Annotated in this window: 6 protein-coding genes; 1 reads left to right on the plus strand and 5 read right to left on the minus strand. The window is 66.1% G+C overall.

Translation table 11 applies throughout. The features are described from left to right. On the plus strand, positions 1-1,698 hold a 1,698-nt coding region (locus VFP86_06415), incomplete at its 5' end, for a LuxR C-terminal-related transcriptional regulator (protein HET8999262.1). A 231-nt stretch (positions 1,699-1,929) separates the two neighbouring features. Here VFP86_06415 and VFP86_06420 read toward each other — a convergent pair. The 5 genes from VFP86_06420 to VFP86_06440 all read right to left on the minus strand — a co-directional run. Next, positions 1,930-2,841, minus strand: coding sequence for an NADP-dependent oxidoreductase (locus VFP86_06420; protein ID HET8999263.1), 912 nt, complete (start codon positions 2,839-2,841; stop codon positions 1,930-1,932). 146 nt (positions 2,842-2,987) lie between these two features. Continuing rightward, the gene (locus tag VFP86_06425; protein ID HET8999264.1) at positions 2,988-3,467 is read right to left on the minus strand and encodes a hypothetical protein; all 480 of its coding nucleotides are present in this window, start codon (positions 3,465-3,467) and stop codon (positions 2,988-2,990) included. Positions 3,468-3,574: 107 nt separating this feature from the next. Continuing rightward, the gene (locus tag VFP86_06430) at positions 3,575-3,811 is read right to left on the minus strand and encodes an Os1348 family NHLP clan protein (GenBank protein ID HET8999265.1); all 237 of its coding nucleotides are present in this window, start codon (positions 3,809-3,811) and stop codon (positions 3,575-3,577) included. A gap of 119 nt (positions 3,812-3,930) precedes the next feature. After that, the gene (locus VFP86_06435; protein HET8999266.1) at positions 3,931-4,146 is read right to left on the minus strand and encodes a DUF2180 family protein; all 216 of its coding nucleotides are present in this window, start codon (positions 4,144-4,146) and stop codon (positions 3,931-3,933) included. Positions 4,147-4,148: 2 nt separating this feature from the next. Further along, the coding region (locus VFP86_06440) for a cyclic nucleotide-binding domain-containing protein (protein ID HET8999267.1) at positions 4,149-6,155 on the minus strand (2,007 nt) is incomplete at its 5' end.

Consider the following 6,155-nt stretch of genomic DNA (forward strand, 5'->3'; position numbering starts at 1 on the left):
GCCGGGATGCCCCTGGCCATCCAGATCGCGGCGGCCCGCAGTCGCGTCTTGTCGCCGGCAGCGATGCTGGCACGATTGCAAGGGCCGGCCTTACTCTCCACGGAAGAGACGCGCGACGCGCCGGCCCGGCATCACACCCTTCGGGACGCGATCGAATGGAGCTACGCTCTGTTGGCCGGCAGCGAGCAAATCCTGTTTCGGCAGTTAGCGGTGTTTGCGGGGGGATGGACGCTTGACGCGGCAGAGGCCATCGTCCAGAATCGGGACTCAGGTTCCCCCCTCTGGCACATGCTGGGGGCGCTCGTGGAGAAGAGCCTGGTACAGACCGAAGGCGTCCACGGCGCCGATCGACGGTACCGGATGCTGGAGACGATCCGCGAGTACGCGCTGGAACGGTTGGGGGCGAGCGGGGAGCTCGATACCGCACGACAGCGCCACGCCGCCTACTACCTCGCCCTGGCGGAGCGCGCGGAACCGGAGGTGTGGGGTCCGGAGGAACGGGCATGGCTGCGGCGGGTGGAGCAGGAGCATGAGAACTTCCGCGCCGCGCTGCGGTGGGCCACGGACCGGGGAGATGGCGAAACGGCTATGCGCCTCGCGGGGGCGCTCGCCTACTTCTGGTGGGTACTCGGCAACCTGCGGGAAGGGCGCCGGTGGTTGCAGCAGGCGCTTGCGCTGGGCCCGGATATCCCTTCGCGATTCCGCGCGAGGGCGCTCGAGGGCGCCGCTACCCTCGCGGCATCGCTGGGCGACCAACCGGCGGCCCGCAGGCTTTTGCAGCACGCGTTCGAGCTTGCGGAGGGCATCGGCGATTCGGCTGCGACGACCCGCGCCCTTTCCCGCCTCAGCTCGGTGGTGTTGCTCGAGGACGACCCCCGAGAAGCCCGGGCGCTGTTGGAGCGGAGCCTCGCCCTGTGGCGAGAGGAACACGATCTACGACGCCAAGCGCACACGTTGTTCCAGCTGGCGTGGGCGCGCATGCTCCTTGACGATCTCGAGGGGGCTGAGGCCGCCCTCACCGAGAGCCTCGACCTCTCCCGCACACTGGGAAACAGACGCCTGGCAGCGGGCGTGATGAGTGACCTCGCCCGCGTCAAGCTCAAGCGAGGAGATGATGCGGGAGCCGCCGTGCTGGCGGCCTCGGCGCTGACGCCCGCACGCGAGCAAGCGCCCTTGCGCACGTGGTGGTATAGCGTAGCAACCGCGGCATTGATCAGCGCCCACCTCGGCAACCTCAACCATGCCGTGCGGCTGCTGGGCGCGGGGGAGGCGTGGAGTGAGTCGACGGGCGACGCCCTTATGTTTGGGCCCCGCGTTCGAGAGGAACAAGAGAAGATCATGGCCCAGGCACGCGATCTGATGGGAGAATCGGCGTATCGCACGGCGGTGACGGAAGGGCGCACGCTGTCGGCGGATGAGGTGGTCGGCATTGCACGGGCCGGTCTTGAGCCGTTCACAAGCGTCGATCCGGAGCGCGTCTCCACGACCGGCGGGGCCCGGCTCCGCGCGCTCTTCAGCGACCGCGAGCAGGCCATCCTGCGCCTCGTCGCTGAGGGGTTGTTGAACAAAGAGATCGCGGCCTCGCTCGGTATCGGAGAACGCACCGTGAAGTCGCACCTCACGTCGGCCATGAGGAAGCTGGGGGTGGACAATCGCGCGCACGCGGCGGTCGCGGCGGTGCAACGCGGCCTGCTCTAGTCCCGTTTTATTCAGCTCTCGAGCAACGCTCCAGGGACGTCGACGTGTAGGGCTTCGAGGAGATACGCGATGCCGTCGGCGTTGTCGCCCGCGAGCTGCATGACCGGGTGCAGATCGAGCTTGAAGAAGATGAGGAACCCGTCTAACCCTGATCTCCCGGCGCTCGGGCTAGTGCTCCGGGCCGGGCATCTGTGGCCATGCGCGGTGATGTCTGACCGTTCCCCTGTGCACTCATTGTGCTTCGAGTACAAACTTCTTGTGGGCCTCGCCGCTTTCCAGTAGCCGATGGGCCTCGGCGGCGTCGGCCATGGGGAGCCGGCGCTGGCGACGGAGCCGGAGGTCACCGGAGGCAAGGAGCGGCATGGTCTGATCGACGGCTTCGGGTGCGCGGTCAGGTGTTGGCGCCGAGAACGCAACGCCCAGATCGGCCGCGTGCTCATCGGCAAGAGTCATCACCCTTGCGGGACCTCCAGCCAAGGCGATGGCATCTTCGAGCTCGCCCTTGCCGGCCGCGTCGAGTACCGCGTCCACTGACGGGCTGTGCTCGTGTACCCGATCGACCAGGCCAGCGCCGTAGAGGACCGGGACGCCGCCAAGGTCGCGCACAAGATCGTGATCCCGCGCCGATGCGGCGCCGATGACCGTCACGCCCCGGGAGACGGCGAGCTGAGTGGCGATCATCCCGACCGAGCCGGCCGCACCGAGAATGAGCAGGATCTCGCCCCGTGAGACCCCGAGCTGCTTCAAGATGCGCACCGCGGCTTCCGCCGACGCGGGCAGGGCGGCAGCATCGCTCCAACTGACGTTGGGCGGCTTCGGGGTCCACGAGGACGCGAGGGCATACTCGCCATAGCCCCCTAGACCGAGCAGGAGACTGGCGACTTCGTCCCCCTCCTGGACTCCCGAGACGGACGGCCCAAGCGCCGCGACCACCCCAGCCGCCTCGAACCCGAGAACTGCGTCGGGTGGAAGCGGGAACACGGCCCGGAGGTCGCCACGCCGGATCTGCAGATCGGTGGGCATAATCCCCGCGGCCTTGACTCGGATGCGCACCTGGCCAGGGCCCGGCTCGGGCATCGGTACGTCTCTCCAGACGAGGACATTTGGGGGTCCGTACTGGGTGAGGACGACAGCTTTGGGCATGGACGTTCCCTCCACAGAGGCGCATGTTTGGGCGGTGAGTTCGACAGGACCGAATCGATCTAGCAACGCTTTCAGGATTTGTGAGGGCCCCGCACTCTACAGCCTATGACTAGATAAAATTGGTGATGCCCGTTCAGATCTCCGGGTTATCCTTTTGCCGCGCCCAGGACATTCCCCAGGACATCGAGGATCTGGGTTTCCACATACTGACGCGTGACCTGTTCTATCGGCAGCGTATCGGTGATCTCGGCGCACCCTTGGCCGTTTGGCATCAACGTGCTCTGGGCAATATGCACCTTGGCGGTTGAGGCGTCTCTCCAAAAAGAGACGTAGGGGCAACACGAAGTCGTGTATGCCGACCGCCGCAGCAACGGCGGGTAGAGATGCATGATGATCTGCTGCCCGGGGGCGATGAGGATCTCGTACTCCTGGCCTCTCCGCTCCAGCTCCGCTCCGATCTCCTCCATGGCGGGACGAATGATGTGGCGCGCAAGCCGGTCGAACGCTTCAACGATGGCCTCTTGCCGGGCTTCGTCCGGCGGGGAGACCGGCTCCCTCGGCGCCTGCGCCTCGTATTTCGTCAGCAGATCGTTCAGGCGGAATCTCGGGTCATCCAGGTTCAGCATGGCACACCTCTCAATCGTCCTCGCACCCGAATCAAGCTGGCGGGGGGCTGGACGCCACGCGCCAGCCCCCCGCTGCTTCATTGTCCCCTCGGGTCTTCCGAACTGAACTACCAGGGTCTCGTGTCGCCTGTCCCGGTGGGATCCCACAGTGTGGACTTTGTGATCCGCTCGTCGACACCGAGCGCGCGGAGCCGGGCGGCATCCCCGCTCTTGATGGCCGCCTTCTCGTCGGCGGTCAAATCGTAGCCGGCCAGCGCCGCCTCAGGGTTCTCCTTCATCTGCCGGCGGAACGCTTCGTCTCCCACCGCCTTCTGCACAAAGGACTCAAGCCCAGCCTTAGACATTTCCGTCACCCCCAGATCGATTTGGCAATACTGTCGAACGTGGTGCGCACGCGGAATGACCGCGCAATGCGGGACTCCGGTCCTCACCTCCTTTCTCATCCTCCGCCGCCCGTGTCCCGTTAGCCCAGCTCGGGCAGGTCGACCGGGTCAGGGCGGGGCTTACACACGCCGCAGTGCAGCGCATCCTCCACAACCAGTGCCCGGACGCCCTTCGTGCCGGGCGACGTAAAGAGCGAGAGGACGTAGGGATGAAAGCGGGCATGTTCCTCGCAGATGCCACGGCCGCAAAACCGGCAGACACCCAGCGCCGTCCGCTTGCAGATCCAGCAGTCCATGCTCAGGCGGCTCCAGCTCGACCGGCCGAGGCCGGCTCCGCTTCTAGGACGCAGGCCGCCCCGTGGTGTAGGGTCGTGGCGACCAGGGCATCGAAATCCGGGCGGCTGAGCGTGTACAGAACGAGCGGCGTGAGAGCACGCACAGTGGCCTGCCGCGGGAGGCCGTGGAAGAGCGCAAGCTCCCCCAAGCACGCACCGTGGCCAACGATCCCGGTGCGGTGCACCCCCACGACCACCTCCGCCTGGCCGGATTCCACGATGTAGAAGGTTTCGCCGGTGTCGCGCTCCTCGAACACCACCGCCCCGGGCGCAAACTGTTCCCTGTGAAATCGCGCGGCCAGCGCGTCGAGTTCGCGTGAGGACAGGCCGGCCAGGGCTGGGAACCGCCGGAGCGCGTCCAAGGTGAGGATCTGGTCATCGAGGTGGGCAGCTACATGAGGGGCCAGGAAATGGTCGAAGTCGCTCCGCCCCAGCCAGAAGACGCGTAGCAGGGATCCCGCTCGAACCGTGCCGAGGTAGTTCACCCTCTGGAGCAAGGAGGTCTCCCCGAAATAGTCCCCCCGCGTCAGTTGCGCGCGGGGCCGAGGTTCGTCGCCGAGCCACGCCTCCGCAACCCCTCGCTCGATGATGTAGAAGCGATCCGATGCCGCGCCGTGTTGAAAAACCGTCTCCCCGGCATGAAAGGCATGCGGCCTCATCCGCATCGCGACCTGCGTGAGCTCATCGGGCGAGAGCGGGGAGAGGAAGTGGACGCCCCGCAACAGCTCCTCTCGCTGCCGCAGTGCGTGGCCATGGGGCAGATGCCACTGCTCCCGCGTCCAGCGGGCCGCCGCCTTCGTCGCCGAGGCGGCGCGGCTCCCCAGGCCCATCACGAGCGGCAGGGTGAGGACAAGCAGCAGCACGACAAGCAGGGCTTTCGATCCCAGATCGCCCCCCCACAGCGCCTGCGTCGCCGTCTTCAACCAGTACTCCCACGACACGAGCGCAGAGGCGACGACGAGGATCGAAAACACCAGGGAGAGCCCGCCAAACCAGGCCAGCAACCGTTCCTGTCCCAAGAGTCGTTCGTGCCGGCGGAGGCGGCCCCAGAGATCCCGACGGAAAAACGCCAGGGCGCGGGCGCGCAACATCGGAATCTCCAACCAGTCGACCAGCATGAAGTAACCGTCGAGCTCCAAGAGGGGGATCACGTTGTAGAGTAAGACGAGGATCCACACAAAGGAGAGCCGGTGCAGGATCGGCGCCAGCGGCGATCCGGGGATGGCCTGCACGACCATCGCGCCGAACCCGGCCAGGATCACGCCCGAGTAGGGGCCGGCCCAAGAGGTGGCGATGCGAGCGGCGGCGGGCTTCGTCCACACATCCGTCGTGTCGACGAAATAGGCCGGCAGCCCATAGTAGAGCATGACCCCAGCGCCGTTTACGTGTGCACCGTAATGCTTGCACGTCAGCGCATGCGCCGATTCGTGGACGGTAATGCCGACATAGTTGAGCAGCAGCAGCAGCAGCACGCCCTTGCCGTACGACCCGCCCATTTGGAAGAGCGGATAGCGCCCGGATATCACGTGCTGGAGGAAGAACCACCCCCCTATGGCGCAAGCCCCCACGTAGACCACCTGCATCGGAGGGCTGTAGAGGAACGCGCCGCCACGGCGATGCAGCGCGGTGACGAGCCCGTCGATGTGATGAACCCGGAACGAACGCTGGCCCGTGATCACCTGCCAGATGAGACGGGGCAAGGTCCGGCTCCGCCGCCTCGCGAGTTGACGCTGGACAGACGCGTAGATATTGACGACCGGATCCGTCAGCATGTGGTCCAGCCGCAGGTGGACGACCAATTCCGCTACCTGGTCGAACGCCAACGAGCCAAACTTCGTGAAATATTCAATGATCAGTTCCTTGACCGAACGCGTGCCGTCCATCAGCGTCCAGAGGTAGTAATCCTCCGGCGTCAGCCGCAGGTAGGTAGAACGGACCCGATTGGCCAAGCTGTAGTACCGCTCGCCGCG

The sequence above is a fragment of the bacterium genome (assembly GCA_035703895.1).
In the GTDB taxonomy this organism is placed as follows: Bacteria; Sysuimicrobiota; Sysuimicrobiia; order Sysuimicrobiales; family Segetimicrobiaceae; genus Segetimicrobium.

Excerpts from the sequence above, each read along its gene's own strand:
- VFP86_06425 (HET8999264.1), bottom strand. The coding sequence starts at position 3,467 with ATGCTGAACCTGGATGACCCGAGATTCCGCCTGAACGATCTGCTGACG.
- VFP86_06430 (HET8999265.1), bottom strand. The coding sequence starts at position 3,811 with ATGTCTAAGGCTGGGCTTGAGTCCTTTGTGCAGAAGGCGGTGGGAGAC.
- VFP86_06420 (HET8999263.1), bottom strand. The coding sequence starts at position 2,841 with ATGCCCAAAGCTGTCGTCCTCACCCAGTACGGACCCCCAAATGTCCTC.
- VFP86_06435 (HET8999266.1), bottom strand. The coding sequence starts at position 4,146 with ATGGACTGCTGGATCTGCAAGCGGACGGCGCTGGGTGTCTGCCGGTTT.